This window comes from Pseudomonas sp. NPDC087029 (assembly GCF_044745345.1).
GTDB lineage: Bacteria > Pseudomonadota > Gammaproteobacteria > Pseudomonadales > Pseudomonadaceae > Aquipseudomonas > Aquipseudomonas faucium.
Map to the genome: position 1 here is coordinate 1 of NZ_JBIVAB010000009.1, position 26,276 is coordinate 26,276.

Here is a 26,276-nt window from a genome sequence, read left to right on the forward strand (position 1 = left end):
AGGCTGGCAACCATGGCCTATCAGACATAGGCACGTTGCAACAAATGTAGGAGCGGATTTATCCGCGATGCGCCGCGCGGGCGGCGCTCGATCTCGAAACCTCAACAAAGGTTGGATCGTGCCCACCCCCTCGGGTTGGACTTCCCCGCCCGGAAACCGCAAAATGGCCCCTTTCCCCCAATCAACCTGTTCGGATCTGCTGACTCTATGCGTATGCGCCTGATGCTGTTGGGTGGTGGCAATGCCCTCGGGCAAGCGCTGATTCGTCTCGGGGCCGAGGAGGACATCACTTTCCTGGCCCCGCGCCCGCCGGAAGACGGCTGGGGGCCGGCCAGCCTCACTCAGCTGCTGGACGATCACCGCCCCGATGCCCTGGTCAACCTGGCCTACTACTTCGACTGGTTCCAGGCCGAGTCGGTCAGCGAACAGCGCCTGGCCCAGCAGGAGCGCGCGGTCGAGCGGCTGGCGGAGCTGTGCCAGCACCACCAGATCACCCTGGTGCAGCCTTCGAGCTACCGGGTGTTCGATGGCTCGCGGGCAACCGCCTACAGCGAAAAGGACGAACCGGTGCCGCTGGGCCTGCGTGGCCAGGCCCTGTGGCGCATCGAGCAGAGCGTGCGCGCGGCCTGCCCGCAGCATGTGCTGCTGCGCTTCGGCTGGCTGCTCGACGAAAGCATCGACGGTGCCCTGGGCCGCTTCCTGACCCGTGCCGAACAGCCCCAGGAGCTGTTGCTGGCCGACGACCGTCGGGGCAACCCGACACCGGTCGACGATGCCGCGCGGGTGATCCTCTCGGTGCTCAAGCAGCTCGACTGCAGCGCGCCGCTGTGGGGCACCTACCATTACGCCGGCAACGAGGCGACCACGCCGCTGGCGCTGGGCCAGGCGATTCTCACCGAGGCCGGGCAGTATCGCCAGCTGGCGGTGCAGGCGCCGACCGCCCAGGCCCACGCCGCCCGCCCCGATGCCAGCGAAGAGCCGCAGAACGCGGTGCTGGCCTGCAAGAAGATCCTTCACACCTTCGGCATCAAGCCGCGTGCCTGGCGCGCCGGTTTGCCGCCCCTACTGGACCGTTTCTACCGCCATGGCTGACGCCCCCATCCTGATCACCGGCGGCGCCGGCTTCATCGGCTCCCACCTGTGCGATGCGTTGCTCGGCAAAGGCTACGCCGTGCGCGTGCTCGACGACCTGTCCACGGGCAAGCGCGACAACCTGCAACTGGGCAACCCGCGCCTGGAACTGATCGAAGGCGATGTCGCCGACGCCAAGCTGGTCGAACGGGCTGCGGCGGGCTGCAGTGCCGTCGTGCACTTGGCGGCAGTGGCCTCGGTCCAGGCCTCGGTCGAAGACCCGGTAAAAACCCACCAGAGCAATTTCATCGGCACCCTCAACGTGTGCGAGGCCATGCGCGTGCATGGCCTGCGCCGCGTGCTGTTTGCTTCGAGCGCCGCGGTGTACGGCAACAACGGCGAAGGCCAGTCGATTGCCGAAGACACCCCCAAGGCGCCCCTGACCCCCTACGCGGTGGACAAGCTGGCCAGCGAGCAGTACCTGGACTTCTACCGCCGCCAGCATGGCCTGGAGCCGGTGGTGTTCCGCTTCTTCAACATCTTCGGCCCACGCCAGGACCCTTCCTCGCCGTACTCCGGGGTCATCAGCATCTTCAGCGAACGCGCCACCCACGGGCTGCCGATCATGGTGTTCGGTGATGGCGAACAGACCCGCGACTTCCTCTACGTGGGCGACCTGGTGCAGGTGATGGTGCAAGCGCTGGAGCAGCCGCAGGTGGAGGAGGGTGCGGTGAACGTCGGCCTGAACCAGGCGACGTCGCTGAACCAATTGCTCAAGGCGCTGGAGCAGGTGGTGGGCAGCTTGCCGGCGGTGAGCTACGGCCAGGCGCGTTCCGGTGACATCCGCCATTCGCGGGCAGACAACCAGCGCCTGCTGGCGCGCTTCGATTTCCCCGAACCGACCTCGATGGTCGACGGCCTGGCACGGCTGCTCGGCAAGGCCTGATTCAGCGCGGCACTGCCGACCTTCAGCGGTGCCGTACCACCTTGCGCACGCAGTCCTGCGCTGCCAGTACCCTGCCATCCGCCGCTCGCACCTGCAGTACTTCAAGCGGGCGCTCGTGGGTTTTATCCACAAGCGCCGAGCGCGTTTCGCCAGCCTCGAACAGATAATGTTCCCCCCACTGGCGCAACCCCACCACGATCGGAAATACCGAGCGGCCCTTCTCGGTCAGCACGTATTCCTTGTAGGCACTGCCATCGGACGCCGGCTGCAGCGCGAGCAGCCCGCTTTCCACCAGCAGCTTCAGGCGCGAAGCGAGGATGTTCTTCGCCAGCCCCAGGTTCTTCTGGAATTCACTGAAGCGGCGCAGGCCATCGAAGGCATCGCGCAGGATCATCAGCGCCCAGCGATCACCTAGCACTTGCAGCGCCCGGGCCACGGGGCATTGGGCATTCACTTCATCGAGCATCGCCATCACCTGCCTTGAACATGTGGTTGCAGATTAAAACTACATTTGCTAGATATCCAGCATGTGGTTTCATTTTGAAACCAGAAAAGCAGGAGTTGTTTCGATGAGCCGGTGGATAACGTTGCTGCTTGCCACGACCTGTGCCATGGCAGTGGCCACAGTCTATTTTGCCCAGCCATTGCTCGAGTCGATCGCCAGCGAGCTGGGTGTGGCCCAGCGGCAGATTGGCTGGGTGGTCGGTGCGACCCAGGCGCGCTATGCCCTGGGCCTGGTGTTGATCGTGCCCCTGGGCGACCTGGTCAACCGCAAGCAACTGTTGCTCGCACAGTTGCTGGTGGCCAGCGTGGCCCTGGTCACCGCCGGCCTGGCGTGGGACTGGCCACTGCTGCTGGCCGCCCTGGCCCTGGTGGGGCTGATGGCTGTGATGGTGCAGGTGATGGTCGCGCTCGCGGCCACTCTGGCCAACCCGGCCCAACAAGGGCAGGCGGTGGGCACGGTCACCAGCGGCATCGTCCTGGGCATTCTGCTGGCGCGCCTGGTCTCGGGTGCGCTTGCCGACCTGGCCGGTTGGCGCAGCGTGTACTTCGTGGCCGCGGCACTGCTGCTGCTGATGGCGCTGGTGCTCTGGCGATGGCTACCCAGCGGGCGCCCAGTGGCGCATCGTACGGGGTACTGGCAGCTGATCGGCTCGCTGTTCGGCTTGTATCGACACGACCGTTTGCTGCGCCAGCGTGGCCTGTTTGGCCTGTTGATCTTCGCCAGCTTCAGCGTGCTGTGGAGCGCCATGGCCCTGCCCCTGAGCGCTTCGCCGCGGGCGCTCAGCCACACCGAGATCGGCCTGTTCGGCCTGGCGGGTATCGCAGGTACCTTGGCCGCGTCGCGCGCTGGCGGGCTGGCTGATCGAGGGCTGGGCGAGCGCACCACCGGCGTGGCGCTGGCGCTGTTGACGCTGTCGTGGATACCGACGGCCTTCGTCGAGCAATCGCTGCTGGCGCTGGTACTGGGGGTGCTGATGCTCGACCTTGCCGTGCAGGCCGTGCATGTCACCAACCAGAGCCTGTTGCTGGCGGGGCGCAGCGAGATGGCCAGCCGCCTGGTGGCGGCCTACATGTGCTGCTATTCGATCGGCAGCGGCGTGGGGGCAGTGCTGGCGAGCTGGGTGTACGCCGGCTGGGGATGGGCAGCGGTGTGTGCCCTGGGGATGGCGTTCAGCGCGGTGGCGCTGGGCTACTGGGGGTGGCTGCAAAAGCAAAGGGCGGCCGAAGCCGCCCTGGTGGGTGTCGGTCAGAACTTGTAGCCAAGCCCGACCATGTAGACCCATGGGTCCACGTCCACGTTGACCTTGGTCTTGCTGTAGCCCAGTGCGCTCGGGCCGTCGACGCTGGCCTTGGTGTCGATGTCGACGTACCAGACCGAGGCGTTGACCAGGAAATTGTCGGTCAGCATGTAGTCCATGCCCAGCTGGCCGGCGATGCCCACCGAGTCCTGCAGCTTGAGGTTGCTGAAGCCCTGCTGCTTGCGGGCGCTGGTCAGGTCTTCGTCGAAGAACATGGTGTAGTTGATACCGATGCCGGCATACGGCTGGAAGCGCGAGTTCGGCGCCATCGGGTAGTACTGCACCGACAGGGTCGGTGGCAGTTGCTTGATGTCTGCCAGCTTGCCGTCCAGGCCACCGCCCAGGCCCTGCACGCCGACGGTGTGCTTGAACGGGGTGGCCGCCAGCAGCTCGAGGCCGATGTGGTCGGTGAGCATGTAGGCGAAGGTCAGGCCCAGCTGGGTGTCGCTGTCCAGGGTTGCCTTGGTGCCCGACACCTTGTTGCCATCGAACTTCAGGTCGCCGCTGTTCTCGTTCGGTGCGGTGGTGATGGCACCTGCGCGCAGGATCATGTCTCCGGCCTGGTAGGCGTGGGCGGCAGGGGCGGCGAGCGCAAGGGCCACAAGCGAGGCGCCGAGCAAGGACTTGTTCATGGAAGCTCCCAAAGGACGTTATTAATTGAGTAGTCCAATGGTACGGAGCTGGATAAACAGAAAGTTTGACCCAGCTCAAAGAAGCGGATTGCCAAGTTGGAATCAGTTCTCACTTCAGCTCATAAGCGTATATTTTCTCGGCGTCCATCTGGTAGCCGGCATCGGCAAGTTCGCTGGTGGAGGCTTTGACTTGCAGTTTTCCTTCGATCCAGTAGGGCTGGTAGAGGTCTTCGACGCGCACGCCCATTTCGCTGAAGATGTGCACGATCTGGTTGGAAGGCGGTGGCGGCACGTGGATGCACGCGCCGTAGTAGGGCACCAGCAGAAATTCGGTGGTGCGGCCTTCCTCGCTGACTTCCAGCGGCACGATGTAGCCGGGCAGCTTGATCAACTGGCCATCCAGCGCCTCGACCACCGGGGCATTGGGCGCTTGCTGAGGCGCAGGAGGCGCCGCCTCGGCAGACAGGGCATTGCTCAGTTGCGACATGTCGTGCAGCGGGGTGAGCTGGGGCGCGATGACGGGGGCGCCTTCCGGGATCAGCGCGGGCCAGTCGAGTTCGCGGGGCTCTGCCGCCCACAGCGGCAATGCCAGCATACACAGCAGCATAAACAGCAGGCCTTGCAGTGCCTGTGCTGGCCTTATCGCCGGCAAGCCGGCTCCCACAGGGCTTGTAGGCGCCGGCTTGCCGGCGATGAGGCCAGCGAATCTGTCGATCATGTCCAGCCCTCAGAGGTGAATCGACAAGCCATCGGCCAGCGACTGCCGATAGGCGCGCCAGGCCGGCACACTGCCCATCAGCAGGGCTGCGCCGAGGATGATAGCCAGCAACGTCCACTCATGCGCGCTGGGCCAGGCCAGCGGCAGGTACAAGCCGTAATTGGCCTGCACATAGCCCTGGGCCAGGGCGATCCCCGCATACAGCAGCCCCAGCCCCGCCGCGATGCCCGCCACCGCCAGTGCCAGCGCTTCGAGCACCAGCAACCCGGCAATGTGCCACGGGCGAGCCCCCACCGAGCGCAGGATTGCCATCTCCCGCCGGCGTTCGTTGAGGCTGGTGAGAATGGCCGTGAGCATGCCGATCAAGCCGGTCAGCACCACGAACAGCGACACCACGAACAGCGCCTGTTCGGCCGTGCCCATCAGGCTCCACAGCTCTTGCAGCGCCACGCCGGGCAAGATCGCCAGCAATGGCTCGTTGCGGTATTCGTTGATCTCGCGCTGCAGGCTGAAGGTGGCGATCTTGCTGTTCAGGCCGAGCATGAAGGCGGTGATGGCGGCCGGTTGCAGGTCCATGGTACGCGCCTGCTCGGCGCTGATGCGCCCGGCACCGCGGGCCGGCACGCCGTTGTGCCAGTCGATGTGGATGGCTTCCATCCCGGCCAGGCTGATATGCAGGGTGCGGTCGACCGGCGTGCCGGTGCGCTTGAGCACACCCACCACGGTGAACGGCTTGTCGTCGTGCTTGACCAGGCTGATCGCCGCCACGCCGTGGGCCAGCACCAGCTTGTCGCCCAGCTTGTAGTGCAGCGCATCGGCCACCTCGGCGCCCAGCACCACCTCGAACGGGTCGCTGGCGAACGCACGGCCCTGGCTCAGTTCCAGGTGCTGGCGGCGGCCGTACTGGTAATGGCTGAAGTAGTCGCCGGTGGTGCCCATCACCCGGTAGCCACGGTGCGAGTCGCCCAGCGAAATCGGGATGGCCCATTTCACCCGGGGGTCGTTGGCGTAATGCTCGTAACTGTCCCAGCGGATGTTGTTGGTGGCATTGCCGATACGAAACACCGAGTACAGCAGCAGGTTCACCGAGCCCGAACGGGCGCCGACGATCAGGTCGGTGCCGCTGATGGTGCTGGCGAAGCTGGCGCGGGCTTCGGTGCGCACGCGCTCCACGGCCAGCAGCAGGCATACCGACAGGGCGATGGCGAAAGCGGTGAGGAAGGCGGTGAAACGGCGGTTGGCCAGGCTGGCCAGGGCAAGGCGAAGCAGGTACATCAGGCCTCCCGGGGTTTGGCCGCGCGATTGAGCTCGGCCAGGGACAGATGACGGTCGAACAGCGGCGCGAGGCTCTGGTCATGGCTGACGAACAGCAGGCTGGCGCCGGCTGCCCGGCATTCGGCGAACAACAGGCGGATGAACGCTTCGCGGCTGTCGGCATCCAGCGCCGAGGTCGGCTCGTCGGCGATCACCAGTTCCGGCTGGCCGATCAGGGCCCGCGCCGCGGCCACGCGCTGCTGCTGGCCGATCGACAGGCTGTCGGCGCGCCGCGCAAGCAGCGTATCGTCCAGGCCCAGGTGGGCCAGCAGCACGCTGGCCGCCTGGTCGACACTGCCATGGCGCAGCCGCGCACGCTCGGCGCGGCTGTGCGAGAAGCGGCAGGGCAGCTCGACGTTTTCGCGCACCGAGAGGAACGGCAGCAGGTTGAACTGCTGGAAGATGTAGCCGGTGTGGTCGACCCGGAAGCGGTCGCGCGCGCCTTGGCCCATGGCGCCGAGGTCATGGCCGAGCAACTGGATGCGGCCTTGCCCCGGCACGTTGACCCCGCCGAGCAGGCCCAGCAGCGTGGTCTTGCCGCTGCCGCTCGGGCCTTTGAGGAACAGCGCCTCACCGGCTTCCAGGCGCAGCGCCGGGATATCCAGCAGCGGCGCCTGGCCAGGCCAGGCGAACACCAGGTCATGCAGTTCGATCAACGGCTGGCTCATTCAGAACGCGACCACGGCCTTGGCCGGCGAGGTTTCCAGGCCTTTCTGGCCGTTCGGGCCGATCAGTTGCACGTTGATCTTCTGCGTGGCCGGGAACGCCTTGTACAGCGGCGCGAGGTCGATTTGCGTGAGTTTGCCCGGGGCTGAGCAGTTCAGTTGGTAGTGGGCATTGATGTCGCTGTGCTGATGGCCAGGCTCGTGCTGGTCGCCGTCGTCGTCCTTGGCAGCATCGCCGAACAGTGGGCTTTGCAGTTCCTGGGCGTCTTCCACGCAGCCGGCGGCGGCGGCCAGGCCGAACAGTTTCAGCGGCTGTTCGAGCTGCTGGCGCACTGCGGCCACCTTGGCCTTGTCGGCATCGCTGCTGGCGGCATGTTCGAAGCCCACCAGGTTCATCGCCGGGCTGTCGAGCTCCAGCTCCAGGGTATTGCCGTCGAGCACGGCATTGAGCTTGGCCACGCCGTGCTCGTGGGCGCCGAGGGTGCCGTGGGCATGATCGTGGTCGTGGTCATCGTGGGCATGGGCCACGGCGAAGGGCAGCAGGGCGATGGGCAGGGCGAGCAGCAGGCGACGCATGGACGACTCCGGGGCAGCTGGAAAGATTTGGTAATGTTATAACAATTTTTCCGTGCATCGCCAGCCTGCCTGGCGCAGGTTTCATGTTGCTGTAGCATTAAGGCATTGACCGGGCTTGAAGGAATGCAGCGTGAGAATTCGTGGACAGATTGGCGACTGGCCGGTGGACCTGACCATCGAGCTGGAGCCGGCGGAGTGGGCGCAGTTGGGGCGCCAGTTCGCGGCACCGGTGGCTGACGAGGCTGTGACGGCGGCTGCGGCTGCGGCGCCGCGCCAGGATGACGGGCAATGGCTGGCTGCGCGCGAAGTGCTGCGCCAGGCGGGGCGCATGGATGGGCCTGAGTTGCTCGACCGGCTGGAAGGGCTGACGGGGAGTACGGCGGCGGGCAAGCGGCTGCTGGTGCGGTTGCGCCACAGCAGTGAGGTGAAGGTGGAAAGTGGCGCGGATGCGCCGGTGTATCACTGGGTGGGGTGAGGGCTTTAGCCTGTTGGGGCTGCTTTGCAGCCCTTTCGCGACGCAAGGCCGCTCCTACAAGGACCGCGGGGTTCTGTAGGAGCGGCCTTGCGTCGCGAAAGGGGCGCAAAGCGCCCCCATCAACCTCAGAACAAGGCAGCCGCCAGCTTGCGACGGTACACACCCACCAACGGATGATCGCCACCGAGCAGTTCGAACACCTGCAACATCGCCTTTTGCGGCAACCCGTTCTCATACCCACGGTTACGCTGGAACAGCTTCAGCAACCCTTCCAGCGCCGCTTCGTACTGCTGGCGCGCAAGCTGCTGAATGCTCAGCTGGTAAGCCGCCTCGTCATCCTGCGGGTTCTGCGCCAGGCGGCTCTTGAGATCAGCGACTTCCGGCAGGCTGGCGGCCTGGCGCAGGAAGGTCAGCTGGGCCTTGGCGCCCGCCAGGGCAGCCTTGTGTTCGTCGCTCTTGACCGCGTCCAGCACCACCTGGGCCTCGCCCAGCTCACCGCGCTCGGCCAGGCAGCGTGCGTAGTAAATCAGCGCTTCGGCATTGCTGTTGTCTTCGCCCAGCAGCTGCTGCAGCGTGGCTTCCGCCTCGGCGAAACGGCTTTCGGCGAACAGTGCCTTGGCCTGCTCCAGGGGCGATGCGGCCGGGGCGGCAGGCATCTGTACATGCGGCTCGAGCATGGCGCGGATCGCCGACTCCGGCTGCGCACCGGCGAAGCCGTCGACCGGCTGGCCATCCTTGAACAGCACCACGGTCGGCAGGCTGCGGATGCCGAACTGGGCCACCACCTGCTGCTCGACGTCGCAGTTGATCTTGGCCAGCAGCAGCTCGCCCTGGTAGCCCTCGGCAATCTTCGCCAGCAGCGGCATCAGCGCCTTGCACGGCGCGCACCACTCGGCCCAGAAGTCCACCAGGACCGGCTTGTGGAAGGAGTTCTCGATCACCAGCTGCTGGAAGTTGGCATCGGTGGCATCGAAGATATAGGGCGTTTGCTGGCTCATCGCGACTCTCGCAAATCAGTGGATGGCACCACTATAAAGGCTCGCGTCTGGCGTGGTACAGGCTGACCCGGCGGAATTCGTGCGGCTCGGCCAGGTCTGGCAAGGTCAGCGCTTCGAGCACGCCCAGCTGCTGGTACAGCGGGTGGCGAAAGTCACGTACCCGCGAGTCGGCCACCAGGGCCTGGCGGCCGCGGCTGAGGAAGGCGTCGAGCAGGGGCAGGTTGGCCCGGTCGTACAGCACGTCGGCCACCAGGATCAGGTCGAAGCGGTCCGCTTCGGCGAAGAAGTCATCGCTGTAGCCCAGCGTTACCCCGTTGAGCCGCGCATTGGCCTGGCAGGCCTGCAGGGCCAGTGGGTCGAGGTCGCAGGCCACCACTTCCAGGGCGCCGGCACGGGCGGCGGCGATGCCGGCAATGCCTGAGCCCGCGCCGAAATCCAGCACGCGTTTGCCGGCGACCCACTCGGGGTGCGCCGCCAGGTAGCGGGCCATGGCCAGGCCGCTGGCCCAGCAGAAGCTCCAGTACGGCGGCTCTTCGAGGATGCGCCGGGTTTCTTCGCTGCTGAAGGCGCGGTCCATGTTCTGGTCGTCGATCAGCCAGAGCTTGAGCGCGCATTCGGGCAGTTCGCTGACCACCAGCCGCGCTTCACCGATCAGGCCGCTGAGGGCCTGTTGCAGTGCCAGCGGCGCCACTTACGGCGCCTTTTCGAAACGTAGCGGCCCGGTGGCCTGGGTCTGCGCCTGGGCGATGCGCACGGGCGGCAGGTGCATGATCAGCTGGCCCGAGCTGCTGGCGCGCCCGCGCAATTCGACCCGGGCGCCGGCAGGGAAGGCCTCGGGGTTGAAGCGCAGCTGGTAGGGCAGGTCCTGGCCGGTGCCGGTCAGGGTGCTGCTGGCCAGCAGTTGCTGCGGGCGGTCGCGCTCGTCGATCACCAGCAGCGCCAGCTCCACATCGGCCCCGGCAGGAATGTTCAGCAAGGTGCCGCTCAGCTCGCGCTGGTAGGCCGGCAGCGGGCCCAGCGGCTGGGCCTTCTTGGCCACCTTGGCAGGCGCCTGTGCGGGCGCTTGTTCGATTTTCGGCTTGTCGCTGCCGCAGGCGGCGAGCAGGGCGGTGCAGCACAGCACGGCGATCACGCGCAAATGCATAGGGGAGTCCTTGATGGGCACAATTGCATGGATGTTAACCCCTTTGGCTTGTCTTGCCAGTGCAATGCGCTACCATGGCCCTCCCTTTTTTTGTTGCCTGCCACCATGCACTGTCCCTTTTGCGGTGCCAACGACACCAAGGTCATCGACTCGCGCCTGGTCGCCGAGGGCGAGCAAGTGCGCCGCCGTCGCGAATGCGTGGCGTGCGGCGAGCGCTTCACCACCTTCGAAACCGCCGAGCTGGTGCTGCCCCGGCTGATCAAGCAGGACGGCACGCGCCAGCCCTTCGATGAAGACAAACTGCGTGCCGGCATGCAGCGCGCGCTGGAAAAGCGCCCGGTCAGCGTCGAGCGCCTGGAAGCGGCGCTGGCGCACATCAAGAGCCGCCTGCGGGCGACCGGTGAGCGTGAGGTGAAGTCGCTGGTGGTCGGCGAGCTGGTGATGGCCGAGCTGCGCAAGCTCGATGAAGTCGCCTACATCCGTTTCGCTTCGGTGTACCGGCGCTTCCAGGACCTCGACGAATTCCGCGAAGAAATCGACCGCCTGGCCCGCGAGCCGGCTAAAGAGTGAGCATGCCCAGCCAGACCGCGATCCTCGACGCCCATTACATGGCCCGTGCCCTGGAGCTGGCGCGCAAGGGTGTGTACAGCACCCACCCCAACCCCCGCGTGGGCTGCGTGATCGTGCGCGATGGCGAAGTGGTCGGCGAGGGCTGGCACGTGCGCGCCGGCGAGCCGCATGCCGAGGTGCACGCGCTGCGCCAGGCCGGTGAGCGGGCCAAGGGCGCCTGTGCCTACGTGACCCTGGAACCCTGCAGCCACCATGGGCGCACCCCACCCTGCGCCGAGGCGCTGGTCCAAGCCGGCGTGGCGCGCGTGGTCGCCGCCATGCAGGACCCCAACCCGCAGGTCGCCGGGCGTGGCCTGCGGCGCCTGGCCGAGGCGGGCATCGAAGTGGCCAGCGGTGTGCTCGAAAGCGAGGCCCGGGCACTCAACCCCGGCTTTCTCAAGCGCATGGAACATGGCCTGCCGTTCGTGCGCGCCAAGCTGGCCATGAGCCTGGACGGCCGCACTGCCATGGCCAGTGGCGAAAGCCAGTGGATTACCGGCCCCGCTGCGCGCTCTGCGGTGCAGCGCTTGCGCGCCCGCGCCAGCGTGGTGCTGACCAGCGCCGCCAGCGTGCTGGCCGATAACGCGCGGATGACCGTGCGCGGCGCCGAACTGGGGCTGGATGAGCACACCACGGCGCTGGCCCTGAGCCGCCCACCGCTGCGCGTGCTGATCGATGGCCGCCTGCGCCTGCCGCTGGATGCCCCGTTCTTCCAGGCCGGCCCGGCGCTGGTGGTGACGGCCATGGGCGATGACCCGCGTTACGCCGCCGCCGGCCACGAACTGCTGAGCCTGCCCGGCAGCAACGGCCAGGTCGACCTGCCGGCGCTGATGCAGGCGCTGGCAGGGCGCGGTGTCAACGAAATCCTGCTGGAAGCCGGCGCCGGCCTGGTGGGAGCGTTTGCCCAGCACGGCCTGATCGACGAGTACCAATTGTTCGTCGCCGGCACCTTCCTCGGCTCCCAGGCCCGCCCGCTGCTGGAATGGCCCCTGGAGAAGATGAGCGAAGCACCCCGGCTGAAAATTACCGAAATGCGCGCAGTGGGCGATGACTGGCGGGTCACGGCCATCCCTCTGCCGGCACCCGGCGTATAATGCCGGGCTTGCCCCGCGCAACCCGTTCTGAGGAAGACCCCATGTTCACCGGCATCATCGAATCCATCGGCACCATCCGCAGCCTGACCCCCAAGGGCGGTGACGTGCGCGTGTACGTCGAAACCGGCAAGCTCGACCTGGGTGACGTCAAGCTCGGCGACAGCATTGCCGTCAACGGCGTGTGCCTGACGGCGGTCGAGCTGCCAGGCGATGGCTTCTGGGCCGACGTCAGCGTCGAAACCCTCAAGCGCACCGCCTTCATCGACCTCAAGAGCGGCAGCAAGGTCAACCTGGAAAAGGCCCTGACCCCGACCACCCGCCTGGGCGGCCACCTGGTCAGCGGCCACGTCGACGGCGTCGGCGAAATCATTTCGCGCAGCGATAACGCGCGCGCCATCCAGTTCCGCGTGCGTGCACCCAAGGAGCTGGCCAAGTACATCGCCCACAAGGGTTCGATCACCGTCGACGGCACCAGCCTGACGGTCAATGAGGTCAATGGCGCCGAGTTCGAGCTGACCATTGTCCCGCACACCCTGTCCGAAACCATCATGGCCGACTACCGTGCAGGGCGTCGGGTGAACCTTGAGGTCGACCTGCTGGCCCGTTACCTGGAGCGTCTGCTGCTGGGTGACAAGGCTGCCGAACCGAGCAAGGGCAGTGGCATTACCGAAAGCTTCCTGGCCGCCAACGGCTTCTTGAAATCCTGATTGAGAAGGGGGTGCCGCGTGGCGCTCAACAGCATCGAAGAACTGGTCGAAGACATCCGCCAGGGCAAAATGGTCATCCTCATGGATGACGAAGACCGCGAAAACGAAGGCGACATCATCATGGCAGCCGAGTGCTGCCTGCCTGAGCACATCAACTTCATGGCCAAGCACGCCCGCGGCCTGATCTGCATGCCGATGACCCGCGAGCGCTGCGAAACGCTGAAGCTGCCGCTGATGGCGCCGCGCAACGGCTCGGGCTTCGGCACCAAGTTCACCGTGTCGATCGAAGCCGCCGAAGGCGTCACCACCGGCATCTCCGCCGCTGACCGCGCCCGCACCGTGCAGGCTGCCGCCGCCAAGGACGCCAAGGCCGAAGACATCGTCAGCCCCGGCCACATCTTCCCGCTGATGGCCCAGCCTGGCGGTACCCTGGCCCGCGCCGGCCACACCGAAGCCGCCTGCGACCTGGCGCGCATGGCCGGTTTCGAGCCGAGCGGGGTGATCTGCGAGGTGATGAACGACGACGGCACCATGTCGCGCCGCGCCGAGCTGGAAGTGTTCGCCGCCGAGCACGGCCTGAAGATCGGCACCATCGCCGACCTGATCCACTACCGCATGATCCACGAGCGCACCGTTCAGCGGGTGTCCGAGCAGCCGATCGAAAGCGAGCTGGGCCAGTTCAACCTGGTGACCTACCGCGATGCGGTGGAAGGCGACGTGCACATGGCCCTGACCCTGGGCAACATCTGCGCCGAAGAGCCGACCCTGGTGCGCGTGCACAACATGGACCCGCTGCGCGACCTGCTGATGGTCAAGCAACCGGGCCGCTGGAGCCTGCGCGCGGCGATGAGCGCCGTAGCCGACGCCGGCAGCGGCGTGGTGCTGCTGCTGGGCCACCCGCTGGACGGCGACGTGCTGCTGGCACACATCCGCGAAAGCGCCGGCGACGCCCCGACCAAGGCACCGACCACCTACAGCACCGTGGGTGCCGGTTCGCAGATCCTGCGTGACCTCGGCGTGCGCAAGATGCGCCTGATGAGTTCGCCGATGAAGTTCAATGCGATATCCGGATTCGATCTGGAAGTTGTAGAATACGTGCCCTCCGAGTGACTTGAGGCGGCAGTGACGCCCAGATACTCGAGTCCAGACCCTGTCGAGGCCGCCTGCGCGCGGCCTCGCTCTTGAATATGAGAACATCGGAATGACCCTGAAGACCATCGAAGGTACCTTCATCGCCCCCAAAGGTCGCTATGCTTTGGTGGTTGGCCGCTTCAACAGCTTCGTCGTCGAAAGCCTGGTAAGCGGTGCCGTTGATGCCCTGGTACGCCACGGTGTCAGCGAAAGCGACATCACCATCATCCGTGCCCCGGGCGCGTTCGAAATCCCGCTGGTGGCACAGAAAGTCGCCCAGCAAGGCGAATACAACGCGATCATCGCCCTGGGCGCCGTGATCCGTGGCGGTACCCCGCACTTCGAATACGTGGCGGGCGAATGCACCAAGGGCCTGGCCCAGGTGTCCATGGAGTTCGGTGTACCGGTGGCCTTCGGTGTCCTGACCGTCGACTCCATCGAGCAAGCCATCGAGCGTTCCGGCACCAAGGCCGGCAACAAAGGTGCTGAAGCTGCCCTGTCCGCTCTGGAAATGGTCAGCCTGCTGGCGCAGTTGGAGGCCAAGTGATTAGCGACGAAAGCGATCGTTTCAACCCGCGCGATCCAAAACCTGCGGATGCCGGCAAGCCATCGAAGAGCGCCAAGCGCCGCGAAGCCCGCATGCTCGCGACCCAGGCGCTGTATCAGTGGCATATGGCCAGCGCCTCGCTGAACGAGATCGAAGCGCAGTTCCGGGTGGATAACGATTTCACCGATGTCGACGGTGCCTATTTCCGCGAAATCCTACATGGGGTTCCGGCGATCAAGGGCGAAATCGACAAGGCGCTGGCGCCTTGCATGACCATCGCACTGGAAGAGCTCGACCCGGTCGAACTGGCCGTGCTGCGCCTGTCCACCTGGGAGTTGATCAAGCGCGTCGACGTGCCGTACCGCGTGGTGATCAACGAAGGCGTGGAACTGGCCAAGGTCTTCGGTGCCACCGACGGCCACAAGTTCGTCAACGGCGTGCTGGACAAGCTCGCGCCGTCGCTGCGCGAAGCAGAAGTCAAGGCGAACAAGCGCTGATCCTGGCGCTGCCTGATCATGGGTGAGTTCGAGCTGATCAACCATTACTTCGCCGCCGCGCCCTGTGCGCAGGGCGGCGAGGGCGTGGCCCTGGGGATCGGCGACGACTGCGCCCTGCTTGACCTTCCCCCCGGCGAGCAGCTGGCGGTGTCGACCGACACCCTGGTTGCCGGCGTGCATTTCCCCGCGGTCTGCGACCCGCGCCTGCTTGGCCAGCGCTCGTTGGCGGTGGCGGTCAGCGACCTGGCGGCCATGGGCGCCGAGGCCATCGGCTTCACCCTTGCCCTGACCTTGCCCGAAGTTGGCCCCACCTGGCTCGAAGCCTACGCCGACGGCCTCAGCCGCATGGCCCAGCGTTGCCGCATCAGCCTGATCGGCGGCGACACCACCCGCGGCCCATTGAGCATCACCGTTACCGTGTTCGGCCGCGTGCCGGCTGGCCAGGCCCTGCGCCGCAGCGGCGCGCGGCCGGGCGACCTCTTGTGCGTGGGCGGCACGCTGGGCAAGGCGGCCGGTGCGCTGGCGCTGGTGCTCGGTGAGCGCGAGGCCCCGGCCGAACAGGCCGAGCCGCTGCTGGCCCACTACTGGTCACCGCTGCCCCAGCTCGAGCTGGGGCAGCGCTTGCGTGGCCTGGCCACCTCGGCCCTGGACATCTCCGACGGCCTGCTCGCCGACTGCGGGCACATCGCCAAGGCCTCTGCGGTCGCGCTCGAGGTGAACCTGGCCCAGGTGCCAGTGTCTCCTGCACTAGAGGCGTTCCTCGGCCGCGAAGGCGCCGTTAAGGCCGCGCTCACCGGTGGCGACGACTACGTGCTGGCATTCACCTTGCCCGCCGATGCCCTGGCGGCCCTGGCGGGTTGCGAGGTGCATGTGGTCGGGCGCGTGGTCGCGGGCCAAGGGGTGACCCTGCGTGACCCGCAGGGCCTGGATATCACCCCCGTGCAACGGGGCTATCAACACTTTAGGGAGACACCGTGACCGACCACCCCAAACAGGTGCCTGCGGAGTTCGTTCCGCCATCGGTCTGGCGCAATCCGTGGCACTTCATCGCCTTTGGCTTCGGCTCCGGCACCCTGCCCAAGGCCCCGGGCACCTGGGGTTCGCTGGTGGCCATTCCGTTCATCCCGCTGTGGCAGATGCTGCCGGACTGGGGCTACTGGCTGCTGCTGGGCGTCACCATGCTGTTCGGCTTATGGCTGTGCGGCAAAGTCGCCAATGACTTGCGCGTGCACGACCATGAAGGCATTGTCTGGGACGAGATGGTCGGCATGTGGATCACCCTCTGGCTGGTGCCGGAAGGGTGGCAGTGGATCCTGGCAGGGTTCCTGATGTTCCGCTTCTTCGACATCCTCAAGCCATGGCCGATTCGCTGGATCGATCGCCATGTGCATGGCGGGGTCGGCATCATGCTCGACGATATCCTGGCCGGCGTGTTCGCCTGGCTGGGCATGCAGCTTCTGGTGTGGGCGGTAGGCTGAAACAGGGAGTGCTTCGATGGCCATAAGGACTGTGCTGCTGGCAATGCTGCTGACCCTGGCACCCTGGGTGGCCGCAGCCGATGATGTGCCCAAGCAGATCCATCTGGTCAGTGAAGAATGGGCCGACTACACCAATGCCGATGGTACCGGCGTGGCCTGGGATGTACTGCGCAAGGTGTTCGAGCCGGCTGGGGTCAAGGTGGTGGCCCAGGGCGTGCCCTACAGCCGCGCGGTCGGGCTGGTGAAGCGCGGCGAAGCGGATGCCTGGGTCGGCTCGTACAAGGAGGAGAGCGACGACAACTTCTACCCCCGCTGGCACTTCGACATGGACCACATCTATGCCCTGGGGCTTGCCAGCAAGCCGGTGCCGACCCATGAAACGGTCGGCAACTACCGCCTGGCCTGGGTACGCGGCTATGACTACGCCAGCTACCTGCCCAACGTGCACAACTTCCGTGAAATCCAGCGCCGCGAAGGCATCCTGCCGATGCTCGAACACGACCGCGTGGACTTCTACATCGATGCGCAGACCGAGGTCGACTACGTGCTGGGGCAGAGTTCGCAGCCCGAGCGTTTTCGCCGCACCCATGTCGCCGAACTGCCGTTGTACCTGGCCTTTGCCCGCAACGATCAGGCCAGGGCCCTGCGCGACCTGTTCGACCGGCGCATGGCCGAGCTGGTGCGCAGCGGCGAGCTGAAGCCGATCTTCGAGCACTGGAAGCAGCCGTATCCGTTTACGCCCGACAGCAAGCCGCAGTAATCGAGAGCGCTAGCGCCGGCAAGCCGGCTCCCACAGGTGGTGGGGGAGCGCTGCCAGGCAACCTAAGCATCGAACTTTTCGATCTTAAGCCACGGTATTCAACGAGCGCACAGGCGCCAACCTGCTGATACAATCGCTTCACGAGAAATTTCCTACTTATCCAGGAGCACAACGTGCCCGTCGTCTTTGTTGCCGCCTCTAAACTCCCGACCCCTTTTGCGACTTTCACCATGCATGGCTTTCTCGACGAAGCCACTGGCCGTGAGCACGTGGTGCTCAGCCTGGGTGATTTCGCCGACGGCGAGCCGGTGCTGGGGCGCCTGCACTCCGAGTGCCTGACTGGCGATGCCCTGTTCAGCCAGCGGTGCGACTGCGGTTCGCAGCTGGAAGCCGCGTTGCAGGCGATTGCCCGCGAAGGCCGTGGCGTGCTGCTGTACCTGCGCCAGGAAGGCCGTGGCATCGGCCTGTTGAACAAGATTCGCGCCTACGAACTGCAAGACGGTGGCGCTGACACCGTCGAGGCCAACGAGCGCCTGGGCTTCGCCGCCGACCAGCGTGACTACGCCATGTGCCTGCCGATGCTCGAGCACCTGGGCGTCAAAGCGCTGCGCCTGATGACCAACAACCCACGCAAGGTCAAGGCGCTGGCCGACATGAACATCAAGGTTGCCGAGCGTGTGCCGCTGCACACCGGCCACAACCCGCACAACCGTTACTACCTGGCCACCAAGGCCGGCAAGCTGGGCCACATGCTGGGCAACGAGCACCAGGGCGAGGTGCCCCAGGCGTGACCCGCAACCAGGTGAAGCGGCGCCTGGCGCTGGCCTGGTGGCAATACCTGGCGGTCGGCCTGGTGCCGCTGCCGGTGATGGCCTGGGCCTTTGGCGGTGGCGAGGCGCTGATCCCGGTGCTGGCCATGCCGCTGTTCATCGCCGGCGCGGCGACCATGTTCCTCAGCCTGCCGCGCTTCGGCGCCTACAAGCGGGCCCTGATCGCCACCTCCAAGGTACTCGGCAGCGCCGAGGAGCCGGCCGCCTGGATCGAGCTGGCGCGCGTGCGGCGCATGGCCATGCTGTACGCCTGCTTCCCGGCCTGGGTCGGCGCCTTGTCGGTGCTGGTGGGGCTCGAAGCCGTGCCACAGATCCTGCTGGCGCTGTCTACCGTGGTGCTGCTCTACCTCTATCGCATCCCGCCTCAGTTAAGTTGATGCGCATCTTGCTCGGCTTGCTGGCATGGCTGGCCTGCAGCGCCCAGGCCGGTGAGCCATTGCGGGTCGTCAGCCTTGCCCCCTCGATGAGTGAAATCATGCTCGAACTGCAGGCCGACGACCTGCTGGTGGGCGTGCTCGACGGCGGCGAACGGCCCGCCGCGCTGGCCAGCCTGCCTTCGGTGGGGCGCCAGGGGCAGCTGGACATGGAGCGCCTGCTCAGCCTCAAGCCGGACTTGCTGCTGCTGTGGCCCGGCAGCGTCGCCGCCGCCCAGCGCGACCAGCTCAAGCGCCTGGGCATCGCCACCTACAGCGCCGAACCCCATGACCTGGACCAGTTGCTCGCGCAGATCGAGGCCATCGCCGTGCGGGTCGGGCGCGCGGAGCAGGGGCGGCGCCACGTGGCGGCCCTGGGCGAGCGCCTGCGCCAGTTGCGCCAGCAGTATCGGCGCGCCGAGCCGCTGCGGGTGTTCTATCAGGTCTGGGACCGGCCGCTGTACACCCTGGGTGGCGGGCAGGTGGTCAGCGATGCCCTGGCGGTGTGTGGTGCGCGCAACATCTTTGCCGACCTCAGCCAGCCTGCGCCGCAGGTCAACGTGGAATCGGTGCTGTTGCGTGACCCGCAGGTGATCCTGGCGGCTGACGCGGCGCAGTTGGCCAGCTGGAAAGCCTGGCCACGCCTGAGCGCGGTGGCCGGTGAGGGTTTGTTGGTGGTGCCGGACAAAGGGCTGGAGCGGCCCAGCGGGCAGATGATCGAAGCCACCGCCCGCCTGTGCGCGCTGCTGGCGGCTAGAGCGCCGGCGTCCAGGTGACGCTGAACAGGGCCGTGCGGCCTTCTTCGCGGTAGTCGTAGTTGTTGGCATCGAAGCTGTACTGTGCCCGGCTGTAGGCCTTGTCCAGCAGGTTATCCAGCTTCACTTCCAGCTTCAGCTCATCGGTTGGGGCCCAGCCGCCGCGCAGGCCGAACAGGCCATAACCGCCCAGGCGGTTGCGATTGGCCTCGTCGTCGTAGCTGGCGCTGACCGCCTGCCAACTGCCGCCAACCGTGAAGCGCTCGAACTGGCGATCCAGGTCCAGGCTCAAGGTGCGCCGGGCGCGGCGGGCGAGGGTATGGCCGCTGTCGCGGTCGCGTGGGTCGATCAGCGCCAGGCCAAGCTGGCTGCGCCATTGGCCCCACTGTTGTTCCAGCGCCATTTCCAAGCCGTTGATGCGTGCCGAGGCGACGTTGCGCGGGATCGAGCCTTCGCCAAAGATGATCGCGTCCTGCAGGTCGGTGCGGTACAGCGACGTCTCCAGGCGGCTGTCGGGCGTGAGCTGGCTGCGCCACTGCAGTTCGTAGCTTTTCGACCGCTCAGGCTTGAGGTCCGGGTTGCTGTACTGCGGGTAGTACAGGTCGTTGAAGGTAGGCGCGCGGAAGCCTTCGCTGTAGGACAGCAGCACATCGTTCTGTGCGTTGAGCGGCACGGTGAGGCTGCCACTCCAGGTGGTCTGGCCACCGAACTGCTGGTTCTGGTCGCGGCGCACGCCCACTTCGGTGGAAAACTGCTCGCCACTGAAACGGTGCTGGATGAACGCGGCACGGTTCCAGCGGCTGTCCTCGGTGAACTCGGTGCTGCCGTGCACGCGGTCTTGGTACCAGTCGCCGCCGATCAGCAGGTTGTGCTGGTCGCTCAGGGCCAGGTCGTTCTGCCAGGTGGCCTGGTCGCGGTAGGTGTTGAAGACGAAACGTTCGTCGCTCAGCTTGTCGCGTTTGTCATCGCGGTTTTCGCTGTGGGCCAGCTCCAGGCGCGAGTGCCAGAGGTCGTTGAGCTGGGCGTCGAAGTAGGTGCCGACACTGCTGACGACAAAATCGGTGTAGGGCTTTTGCCCGACGCTTTCGAAGGTGTCCATGTCGAAGCGGCCGAAGGGGTTGTCGTATTCGCTGCGGCCACGGCTGTCGAGCAAGTTCAGCCCTGCCTCGAAGCGCTCGCCGAAGGTGTGGCTCAGGCTCAGGTTGAATGACTTGTTGCGATAGGCGTCATGGTCGCCGTCACTGGCGAACGATGGCCCGGTCGAGTCGATGCCGGCCGTTTCATCGAGGCTCGCGCCCAGGTTGAAGCGCGTTGCGCCGTCACCGCCGGAAAGCCCCAGGCTGCGCTGGAACGTCTGGTTGCTGCCGGCCGCCAGGCGCAGGCGCGGCTGCAGGCCCTGGCCAGTGCCGCGGCGGGTGAAGATCTGGATGACCCCGCCGATGGCATCGCTGCCGTAGATGGCCGAACGCGAGCCGCGCAGCACTTCGACGCGCTCGATCTGGTCGACATCGAGAAACTGCAGGCCGCTGTCGCCGGAGGTGGCGTTGGCAATGCGCACGCCATCGACCAGCACCAGGCTCTGGGCGGCCTTGGTGCCGCGGATGAAGATACCCGGCAGGCTGCCGCGGCCACCGGTGGGGGCGACCTGGACGCCGGGCACGCGGGTCAGCAGGTCGGTGACGCTGCTTGGTTGCAGGCGGTCGATGTCGCTGCGGGTGAACACGGTGTTGGCGGCGCTGGTGGCAGTGCGTGACTCGACCTGGCGGTTGGCGCTGATCAGCACGTCGGGGAGTTTCAGCGCGTCGTCGCGTTCGCTGGCCAGCAGCGGGATGGGCAGGCAGAGCAGGGTGGTAAAGGTCGAGATTTTCATCGAGGCGTCCAAAGCAATCGCCGGCAAGCCGGCTCCCACAGGTACCCCATGGCCCTCGCGGCCGGTGAAGTTCATGTGGGAGCCGGCTTGCCGGCGATGGGCCGCACAGCGGCCCCAAGTGTTTTACAGGCCCAGCTTGGCCATCCGAGCCTTCACCGAAGCCTCGATCCCGGCAGCATCCAGCCCACATTCGGCCAGCATCTGCGCCGGCTTGGCGTGCTCGACGTAGACGTCCGGCAGCCCCAGGTGCAGCAGCGGCTTGACCACGGCCTGGCTGGCCAGGAACTCGCCCACGGCAGCACCGGCGCCGCCCATGATGGCGTTTTCCTCGATGGTCACCAGCAGCTCGTGGCTAGCTGCCAGTTCCAGCACCAGGGCCTCGTCCAGCGGCTTGACGAAACGCATGTCGACCACCGTGGCGTTGATCTGCTCGGCCACCTGCAGGGCCTCGGCCAGCTGCACGCCGAACACCAGCAGGGCTACTTTCTCGCCCTGGCGGCGAACCACGCCCTTGCCGATTTCCAGCGGTTCCAGGTCGGCGCTGATCGGCGCATTGGGGCCGGTGCCGCGCGGGTAGCGCACGGCCGCCGGGCCGTTGTACAGGTGGCCGGTACTGAGCATCTTGCGCAGCTCGTTCTCGTCGCTCGGGGTCATCACCAGCATGCCGGGGATGCAACGCAGGTACGACAGGTCGTAGCTGCCGGCGTGGGTCGGGCCGTCTTCGCCGACCAGGCCTGCGCGGTCGATGGCGAACAGCACGTCGAGGTTCTGCACCGCCACGTCGTGGATCAGCTGGTCATAGGCGCGCTGCAGGAAGGTGGAGTAGATCGCCACCACCGGCTTGCTGCCTTCGCAGGCCATGCCCGCGGCGAGGGTAACGGCGTGCTGCTCGGCAATCGCCACGTCGAAGTAGCGCTCTGGGTAGCGTTCGCTGAACGCGACCAGGTCGGAGCCTTCCTTCATCGCAGGCGTGATGCCCACCAGGCGCTTGTCGGCGGCGGCCATGTCGCACAGCCACTGGCCGAACACCGCGGAGTACTTCGGCCCGCTGGGCTTCTTCGGCGCAGCGGGCTTGTCGGCAGGCTCGAGCTTGGTGATGGCGTGGTAGCCGATCGGGTCGATTTCGGCCGGGGCGAAGCCCTTGCCCTTCTTGGTCACCACGTGCAGGAACTGCGGGCCCTTGAGGTCACGCATGTTGCGCAGGGTGGCGATCATGGTCGGCAGGTCGTGGCCGTCGATCGGGCCGATGTAGTTCCAGCCCAGCTCTTCGAACAGGGTGCCGGGGGCCAGCATGCCCTTGGCGTATTCCTCGGTGCGGCGGGCGATTTCCCAGGCGCCAGGCAGGCGCGACAGCACTTTCTTGCTGCCTTCGCGCATGCTCGAGTAGGTGCGGCTGGAGAGGATCTTGGCCAGGTAGTTGGACAGGCCGCCGACATTGCGCGAAATCGACATGTCGTTGTCGTTGAGGATCACCAGCATGTTGGCGTCGACTTCCTGGGCGTGGTTCAACGCCTCGAACGCCATGCCGGCGGTGAGCGCGCCGTCGCCGATCACCGCGATCGACTTGCGCGCGCTGTTCTGCAGGCGGGCGGCGATGGCCATGCCCAGTGCGGCGCTGATCGAGGTGCTGGAGTGGCCAACGCCAAAGGTGTCGTACTCGCTCTCGCTGCGGCGCGGGAAGGCGGCGATGCCGTCCTTCTGGCGCAGGGTCAGCATGCGCTGGCGCCGGCCGGTGAGGATCTTGTGCGGGTAGGCCTGGTGGCCGACGTCCCACACCAGCCGGTCGTCCGGGGTGTCGAAGACGTAGTGCAGGGCGATCGTCAGCTCGATGACGCCCAGGCCGGCGCCGAAATGCCCACCGGTCTGACCAACGGTATAGAGCAACTCCTGGCGCAATTCGTCGGCCAGGGTCTCCAGGTCGGCTTCGGCCAGCCGGCGCAGGCCGGCAGGCGTGTCAGCGCGGTCGAGCAACGGCGTGACCGGGCGTTCGCGGGGGATCTCTTGAAACGTCGTGGGCATCAGGCGAGTCGTTATGGATGTTTAAGACGCGGCAGTTTACCCCATTGTGGGAAATACTGCCCATTCAGACAGGGCGCGGATTGGGCCGCAAAGCGGCCCCGATCAGTGGCGGCGCTCGACGATGTAGCGTGCCAGGGCCCGCAGCGGCTCGGCATTTTCGCCAAACCCCTGGAGTGCGACCAGCGCCTGGTCGCGCAGTTCGATCGCGTAGGCCTTGGCCGCCTCCAGCCCGAGCAGGGCCGGGTAGGTCGGCTTGTCGCGGGCGACGTCGGCCCCCTGGCGCTTGCCGAGGGTGGCGGTATCGCTTTCCACGTCGAGGATGTCGTCCTGCACCTGGAACGCCAGGCCGATCGCCTGGGCGTAGGCCTGCAGGGCATCGAGCTGCGCCTGCTCGGCGCGGCCGCTGGCCAGGGCGCCGAGGCGCACGCTGGCTTCGATCAGCGCACCGGTCTTGTGCCGGTGCATGTATTCCAGGGCCTGCTGGTCCAGCTTCAGGCCCACCGAGCCAAGGTCGATGGCCTGGCCGCCGACCATGCCGGCCGGGCCTGCGGCCTTGGCCAGGGCCTGCACCATGGCCAGGCGGATGGCGTCGGATTGCGGGCTCAGGCGCGGGTCGAGCAGGGCGCCGAAGGCCAGGCTCTGCAGGCCGTCACCGGCGAGGATCGCGCAGGCTTCGTCGAAGGCCTTGTGGGTGGTCGGCTGGCCGCGGCGCAGGTCGTCGTCGTCCATCGCCGGCAGGTCGTCATGCACCAGTGAATAGGCATGAATCAGCTCCACCGCGCAGGCGGCGCCGTTGGCCTGCTCGGCCGGCACGCCGAGCGCTTCGCAGGCGGCGTAGGCGAGCAGCGGGCGCACGCGCTTGCCGCCGTTCATCACGCTGTAGCGCATCGCCGCATACAGGCGCTCGAGCTCTTTGGAAGGGGCGACGAACAGCGGTTCGAGGGCCGCGTCGACACGCGCCTGGCTGCTGGCCTGGTAAGCGCTGATCATTCTTCTGGCTCCGCATCGAAGGGTTGCGCGGCGAGCTCGCCGTCGCGCTCCAGGAGAATCTGCACTTTCTGCTCGGCCTGGGCCAGGGCGCCCTGGCAATCGCGGGTCAGGGCGATGCCTTGCTCGAAGGCGGCCAGCGAGTCTTCCAGCGACAACTCGCCGTTCTCCAGGCGCTCGACCAGGGCTTGCAGGTCGGCGAGGGATTGCTCGAAATCGATGGAGGCTTTTTTGCGGGCCATGGCGACGGGTCTCGGTGGCTGGTCAGAACGGCGCGACACTAGCAGAGCGGGGCGGGGGGAGCAAACTTGGGGGTGGATTTTCCGGCCTCATCGCCGGCAAGCCGGCTCCCACAGGTACTGCAGCACTGCAGGAGCCGGCAATGGATCAGGCGGGCAGCGCTTCGCGTGCCACCATCGCCTGGCGATAGCGCGCCAGCTCTTCAATGGTCAGCACCGGCAAGTTGTATTGCCGCGCATACACCGCCACCTGCTCGCCACGGGCCATGCTGCCGTCAGGGTTCATCAGCTCGCACAAGACCGCCGCCGGCCGCAGCCCGGCCAGGCGCGCCAGGTCCACCGAGCCTTCGGTATGGCCGCGACGGGCCAGCACCCCACCGTTGCGCGCGCGCAGCGGGAACACATGGCCTGGGCTGACGATATGGCGCTGATCGGCGGTCGAGCGCAGCGCCGCTTCGATGGTGGTGATGCGGTCCTGGGCCGAAACGCCGGTGCTCACGCCTTCGGCGGCTTCGATGGTGACGGTGAAGCCGGTGCCGTGGCGGGCCTGGTTGTTCTGCACCATCGGCGCCAGCTGCAGGGCGTCGACGGTGGCTTCGTCCAGGCACAGGCAGACGATGCCGCTGCAGTCGCGGATCATCATGGCCATGGTCTGCAGCGAGAGGTTTTCGGCGGCGGCAACGATGTCCGCTTCGTCCTCGCGGTCGTCATCGTCGAGCAGCAGCACAGGGCGCCCGGCCTGGAAGGCGGCGATGGCGGCGGACACATTGGGGAATTGCGGGTGTTGGGTGGACATGAAACGCTCCTCGTGATTGATCGATGAACGTCTCGGGGCGAACAAAATGCGCGCGCAGGGGCGCCCGAAATGGCCCCTGCCTGACGCCTTCTTTCATCCGGACTATGACCGTCGGCTCTGGAGTCGCACCAGATCTGCTGACCCCCGGCATGGCCGGGGCGCTCGCGGGCTCATCTTTCGATTTACCGCCGGTGGGGACTTTCACCCCGCCCTGAAGACCGGGCAAGCATACAGCACTGTGCCACCCTGCTGGCAACCCGCCCGGCTACGACCTTCGGCGATAGGGCCGGCGCCGTTCTACTGCGACAGGCCCTCGATCACCTTCTTCAGCGAAGCCGGCAACATCGGCCCATGCCCCAGCCCCTCGAAGCGTTCGAAGCGCACCTGCAGCCCTGGCACCTTGGCCAGGTCCGCCGCCAGCTCCCGCGCTGGCCGCGCCACATCACCTTGCACCTGCGCACGTGGGTTGGCCGGCTCCTCCCCGCCGCGCATCAGCAGCAGCCTTGGCCGGCTGTCACCCAGGCGCTGCTGCAAGCCCGGCGCTTCACGCACGATGGCCCCGTCGTGCCACCACAACGAAGGGCTGGCTGCCGCGTAGTCGCTGAACGCGCCCGGCCGGGTGAACAGCGCATGCAACACTGCCAAGCCGCCATAGGAATGCCCCCACAGCGTCTGGCGTTGCAGGTCGATCGGCGCCAGCTCGGCCACCATCGGCCGCATGCGCAGGGTCAGCAGGTCGAGGAATGCATCGACGCCGCCACTGGGCTGGCCGGTCAGCGGGTCGCGCTGTTCGGCTTGCCCAGGCAGCGCCGGGGTGTAGTCGAAGGTGCGGCCGGCGCGTTCGATGCGTTGCTCGGTCTGGTAACCCACGGCCACCAGCAGTGGCGCCTGGCCTGCGGCGAGCCGGCGCAGCTGTTCACGGTCCAGGGCGCCCAGCGCGGCATTGCCGTCGAGCATCCACAGCACCGGATAGCCGGCAGCCGGCGCCGGGCGATCGGGTTTGCCGACCCACAGCCGGTAATGGCGCTGGCCGTCGGCCGAGTCCAGGTCGAGCTGGCTGAAGCGGTAGGCCAGGTCCTGGCGCTGCAGCAGCGAAGTGTCCATCTTCTGCTCGCGCGCCGGCTGCGCCAGGGCGGCCGGGGCGTTGAGGGCCAGTGCCAGGGCCAGGTACAACGGCATCTTGCTCATCGGGCAATACTCGTC

The 26,276-nt window shown here is 66.7% G+C and carries 31 protein-coding genes and 1 riboswitch; of the genes, 16 read left to right on the top strand and 15 right to left on the bottom strand.

The features are described 5' to 3' along the window. Positions 1 to 207 precede the first annotated feature (207 nt). Both ACIPG5_RS15760 and ACIPG5_RS15765 read left to right on the top strand, forming a co-directional pair. Complete coding sequence (locus tag ACIPG5_RS15760; protein WP_176518058.1) at positions 208 to 1,092, top strand: sugar nucleotide-binding protein; 885 nt, start codon at positions 208 to 210, stop codon at positions 1,090 to 1,092. Continuing rightward, positions 1,085 to 2,017 carry an NAD-dependent epimerase/dehydratase family protein gene (locus ACIPG5_RS15765; protein ID WP_176518057.1) on the top strand — a complete coding sequence of 311 codons (933 nt, stop codon included), beginning with the start codon at positions 1,085 to 1,087 and terminating at the stop codon, positions 2,015 to 2,017. The genes ACIPG5_RS15760 and ACIPG5_RS15765 overlap by 8 nt, the downstream gene beginning before the upstream one ends. Positions 2,018 to 2,039: 22 nt before the next feature. Here ACIPG5_RS15765 and ACIPG5_RS15770 read toward each other — a convergent pair whose 3' ends face one another. Beyond that, complete coding sequence (locus ACIPG5_RS15770) at positions 2,040 to 2,483, bottom strand: winged helix-turn-helix transcriptional regulator (RefSeq protein ID WP_401376186.1); 444 nt, start codon at positions 2,481 to 2,483, stop codon at positions 2,040 to 2,042. Between the two features lie 61 nt (positions 2,484 to 2,544). On the opposite strand from ACIPG5_RS15770, the gene ACIPG5_RS15775 reads away from it, so the two are divergent. Then, positions 2,545 to 3,780, top strand: a complete 1,236-nt coding sequence (locus ACIPG5_RS15775; protein ID WP_401376189.1) for an MFS transporter — start codon at positions 2,545 to 2,547, stop codon at positions 3,778 to 3,780. On the opposite strand, the gene ACIPG5_RS15780 is transcribed toward ACIPG5_RS15775, so the two are convergent. The 5 genes from ACIPG5_RS15780 to ACIPG5_RS15800 all read right to left on the bottom strand — a co-directional run bounded on the left by ACIPG5_RS15780 (position 3,768) and on the right by ACIPG5_RS15800 (position 7,724). After that, a complete protein-coding gene (locus ACIPG5_RS15780; protein ID WP_176518054.1) occupies positions 3,768 to 4,451 on the bottom strand; it encodes an OmpW family protein in 684 nt (227 codons plus the stop codon). The two genes, ACIPG5_RS15775 and ACIPG5_RS15780, sit on opposite strands and share 13 nt — an antisense overlap. Positions 4,452 to 4,560: 109 nt before the next feature. Next, on the bottom strand, positions 4,561 to 5,058 hold the full coding sequence (locus ACIPG5_RS15785; protein WP_236193714.1) for a DUF3299 domain-containing protein: 498 nt from the start codon (positions 5,056 to 5,058) through the stop codon (positions 4,561 to 4,563). 120 nt (positions 5,059 to 5,178) lie between these two features. Beyond that, the gene (locus tag ACIPG5_RS15790) at positions 5,179 to 6,444 is read right to left on the bottom strand and encodes an ABC transporter permease (RefSeq protein WP_236238026.1); all 1,266 of its coding nucleotides are present in this window, start codon (positions 6,442 to 6,444) and stop codon (positions 5,179 to 5,181) included. Then, positions 6,444 to 7,151: an ABC transporter ATP-binding protein gene (locus tag ACIPG5_RS15795; RefSeq protein ID WP_401376192.1), complete on the bottom strand. Its 708-nt coding sequence runs from the start codon at positions 7,149 to 7,151 to the stop codon at positions 6,444 to 6,446. Before ACIPG5_RS15795 ends, ACIPG5_RS15790 begins: the two co-directional genes overlap by 1 nt. Beyond that, positions 7,152 to 7,724, bottom strand: a complete 573-nt coding sequence (locus ACIPG5_RS15800; protein ID WP_176517891.1) for a DUF2796 domain-containing protein — start codon at positions 7,722 to 7,724, stop codon at positions 7,152 to 7,154. Positions 7,725 to 7,854: 130 nt separating this feature from the next. Here ACIPG5_RS15800 and ACIPG5_RS15805 point away from each other — a divergent pair, with 130 nt between their 5' ends. Next, the gene (locus ACIPG5_RS15805) at positions 7,855 to 8,199 is read left to right on the top strand and encodes a hypothetical protein (protein WP_401376195.1); all 345 of its coding nucleotides are present in this window, start codon (positions 7,855 to 7,857) and stop codon (positions 8,197 to 8,199) included. A gap of 125 nt (positions 8,200 to 8,324) precedes the next feature. Here ACIPG5_RS15805 and trxA read toward each other — a convergent pair whose 3' ends face one another. From trxA to ACIPG5_RS15820, 3 genes are read right to left on the bottom strand one after another with little or no spacing between them, the layout of a single operon-like run. Further along, positions 8,325 to 9,197, bottom strand: coding sequence for a thioredoxin (trxA, locus tag ACIPG5_RS15810; RefSeq protein ID WP_236193708.1), 873 nt, complete (start codon positions 9,195 to 9,197; stop codon positions 8,325 to 8,327). Positions 9,198 to 9,228: 31 nt separating this feature from the next. Beyond that, the gene (locus ACIPG5_RS15815) at positions 9,229 to 9,888 is read right to left on the bottom strand and encodes a methyltransferase (RefSeq protein ID WP_176518396.1); all 660 of its coding nucleotides are present in this window, start codon (positions 9,886 to 9,888) and stop codon (positions 9,229 to 9,231) included. Continuing rightward, a complete protein-coding gene (locus tag ACIPG5_RS15820) occupies positions 9,889 to 10,341 on the bottom strand; it encodes a YbaY family lipoprotein (protein WP_236193707.1) in 453 nt (150 codons plus the stop codon). Between the two features lie 105 nt (positions 10,342 to 10,446). Here ACIPG5_RS15820 and nrdR point away from each other — a divergent pair, with 105 nt between their 5' ends. The 12 genes from nrdR (at position 10,447) to ACIPG5_RS15880 (ending at position 19,183) form a co-directional block, all read left to right on the top strand. Further along, positions 10,447 to 10,911: a transcriptional regulator NrdR gene (gene nrdR, locus ACIPG5_RS15825; protein WP_016393425.1), complete on the top strand. Its 465-nt coding sequence runs from the start codon at positions 10,447 to 10,449 to the stop codon at positions 10,909 to 10,911. Positions 10,912 to 10,913: 2 nt separating this feature from the next. Next, on the top strand, positions 10,914 to 12,044 hold the full coding sequence (gene ribD, locus ACIPG5_RS15830) for a bifunctional diaminohydroxyphosphoribosylaminopyrimidine deaminase/5-amino-6-(5-phosphoribosylamino)uracil reductase RibD (protein WP_401376199.1): 1,131 nt from the start codon (positions 10,914 to 10,916) through the stop codon (positions 12,042 to 12,044). A gap of 41 nt (positions 12,045 to 12,085) precedes the next feature. Next, the gene (locus ACIPG5_RS15835; RefSeq protein ID WP_003255399.1) at positions 12,086 to 12,751 is read left to right on the top strand and encodes a riboflavin synthase; all 666 of its coding nucleotides are present in this window, start codon (positions 12,086 to 12,088) and stop codon (positions 12,749 to 12,751) included. An 18-nt stretch (positions 12,752 to 12,769) separates the two neighbouring features. Further along, a complete protein-coding gene (gene ribBA, locus ACIPG5_RS15840; protein ID WP_236193705.1) occupies positions 12,770 to 13,861 on the top strand; it encodes a bifunctional 3,4-dihydroxy-2-butanone-4-phosphate synthase/GTP cyclohydrolase II in 1,092 nt (363 codons plus the stop codon). A 91-nt stretch (positions 13,862 to 13,952) separates the two neighbouring features. Then, on the top strand, positions 13,953 to 14,429 hold the full coding sequence (gene ribE, locus ACIPG5_RS15845; protein ID WP_176518320.1) for a 6,7-dimethyl-8-ribityllumazine synthase: 477 nt from the start codon (positions 13,953 to 13,955) through the stop codon (positions 14,427 to 14,429). Beyond that, positions 14,426 to 14,926, top strand: a complete 501-nt coding sequence (gene nusB / locus ACIPG5_RS15850) for a transcription antitermination factor NusB (protein ID WP_176518319.1) — start codon at positions 14,426 to 14,428, stop codon at positions 14,924 to 14,926. Before ribE ends, nusB begins: the two co-directional genes overlap by 4 nt. 18 nt (positions 14,927 to 14,944) lie before the next feature. Then, on the top strand, positions 14,945 to 15,904 hold the full coding sequence (gene thiL, locus ACIPG5_RS15855) for a thiamine-phosphate kinase (protein ID WP_401376204.1): 960 nt from the start codon (positions 14,945 to 14,947) through the stop codon (positions 15,902 to 15,904). Continuing rightward, on the top strand, positions 15,901 to 16,404 hold the full coding sequence (locus ACIPG5_RS15860; protein WP_401376207.1) for a phosphatidylglycerophosphatase A: 504 nt from the start codon (positions 15,901 to 15,903) through the stop codon (positions 16,402 to 16,404). Before thiL ends, ACIPG5_RS15860 begins: the two co-directional genes overlap by 4 nt. Positions 16,405 to 16,420: 16 nt before the next feature. After that, on the top strand, positions 16,421 to 17,164 hold the full coding sequence (locus ACIPG5_RS15865; protein ID WP_176517327.1) for an ABC transporter substrate-binding protein: 744 nt from the start codon (positions 16,421 to 16,423) through the stop codon (positions 17,162 to 17,164). A 173-nt stretch (positions 17,165 to 17,337) separates the two neighbouring features. Continuing rightward, on the top strand, positions 17,338 to 17,955 hold the full coding sequence (gene ribA, locus ACIPG5_RS15870; RefSeq protein WP_401376209.1) for a GTP cyclohydrolase II: 618 nt from the start codon (positions 17,338 to 17,340) through the stop codon (positions 17,953 to 17,955). Then, on the top strand, positions 17,952 to 18,371 hold the full coding sequence (locus ACIPG5_RS15875; protein ID WP_401376212.1) for an MFS transporter: 420 nt from the start codon (positions 17,952 to 17,954) through the stop codon (positions 18,369 to 18,371). The genes ribA and ACIPG5_RS15875 overlap by 4 nt, the downstream gene beginning before the upstream one ends. Then, entirely contained in the window at positions 18,371 to 19,183 is an 813-nt protein-coding gene (locus ACIPG5_RS15880) for a cobalamin-binding protein (RefSeq protein WP_401376215.1), read from the top strand. The genes ACIPG5_RS15875 and ACIPG5_RS15880 overlap by 1 nt, the downstream gene beginning before the upstream one ends. Here ACIPG5_RS15880 and ACIPG5_RS15885 read toward each other — a convergent pair. The 6 genes from ACIPG5_RS15885 to ACIPG5_RS15910 all read right to left on the bottom strand — a co-directional run bounded on the left by ACIPG5_RS15885 (position 19,161) and on the right by ACIPG5_RS15910 (position 26,261). Further along, positions 19,161 to 21,032, bottom strand: coding sequence for a TonB-dependent receptor domain-containing protein (locus tag ACIPG5_RS15885; RefSeq protein WP_314617128.1), 1,872 nt, complete (start codon positions 21,030 to 21,032; stop codon positions 19,161 to 19,163). The genes ACIPG5_RS15880 and ACIPG5_RS15885 overlap by 23 nt on opposite strands. 123 nt (positions 21,033 to 21,155) lie before the next feature. Further along, positions 21,156 to 23,051, bottom strand: a complete 1,896-nt coding sequence (dxs, locus tag ACIPG5_RS15890; RefSeq protein WP_286912575.1) for a 1-deoxy-D-xylulose-5-phosphate synthase — start codon at positions 23,049 to 23,051, stop codon at positions 21,156 to 21,158. A 102-nt stretch (positions 23,052 to 23,153) separates the two neighbouring features. Next, positions 23,154 to 24,041: a (2E,6E)-farnesyl diphosphate synthase gene (gene ispA, locus ACIPG5_RS15895; protein ID WP_236238038.1), complete on the bottom strand. Its 888-nt coding sequence runs from the start codon at positions 24,039 to 24,041 to the stop codon at positions 23,154 to 23,156. After that, complete coding sequence (locus tag ACIPG5_RS15900; protein WP_133330127.1) at positions 24,038 to 24,280, bottom strand: exodeoxyribonuclease VII small subunit; 243 nt, start codon at positions 24,278 to 24,280, stop codon at positions 24,038 to 24,040. Before ACIPG5_RS15900 ends, ispA begins: the two co-directional genes overlap by 4 nt. Before the next feature lie 145 nt (positions 24,281 to 24,425). Further along, on the bottom strand, positions 24,426 to 25,073 hold the full coding sequence (gene ribB / locus ACIPG5_RS15905) for a 3,4-dihydroxy-2-butanone-4-phosphate synthase (protein ID WP_176517334.1): 648 nt from the start codon (positions 25,071 to 25,073) through the stop codon (positions 24,426 to 24,428). An 81-nt stretch (positions 25,074 to 25,154) separates the two neighbouring features. After that, positions 25,155 to 25,296: riboswitch (FMN riboswitch) on the bottom strand. A gap of 74 nt (positions 25,297 to 25,370) precedes the next feature. Continuing rightward, positions 25,371 to 26,261, bottom strand: a complete 891-nt coding sequence (locus tag ACIPG5_RS15910) for an alpha/beta hydrolase (protein WP_401376220.1) — start codon at positions 26,259 to 26,261, stop codon at positions 25,371 to 25,373. Positions 26,262 to 26,276: the final 15 nt, after the last annotated feature.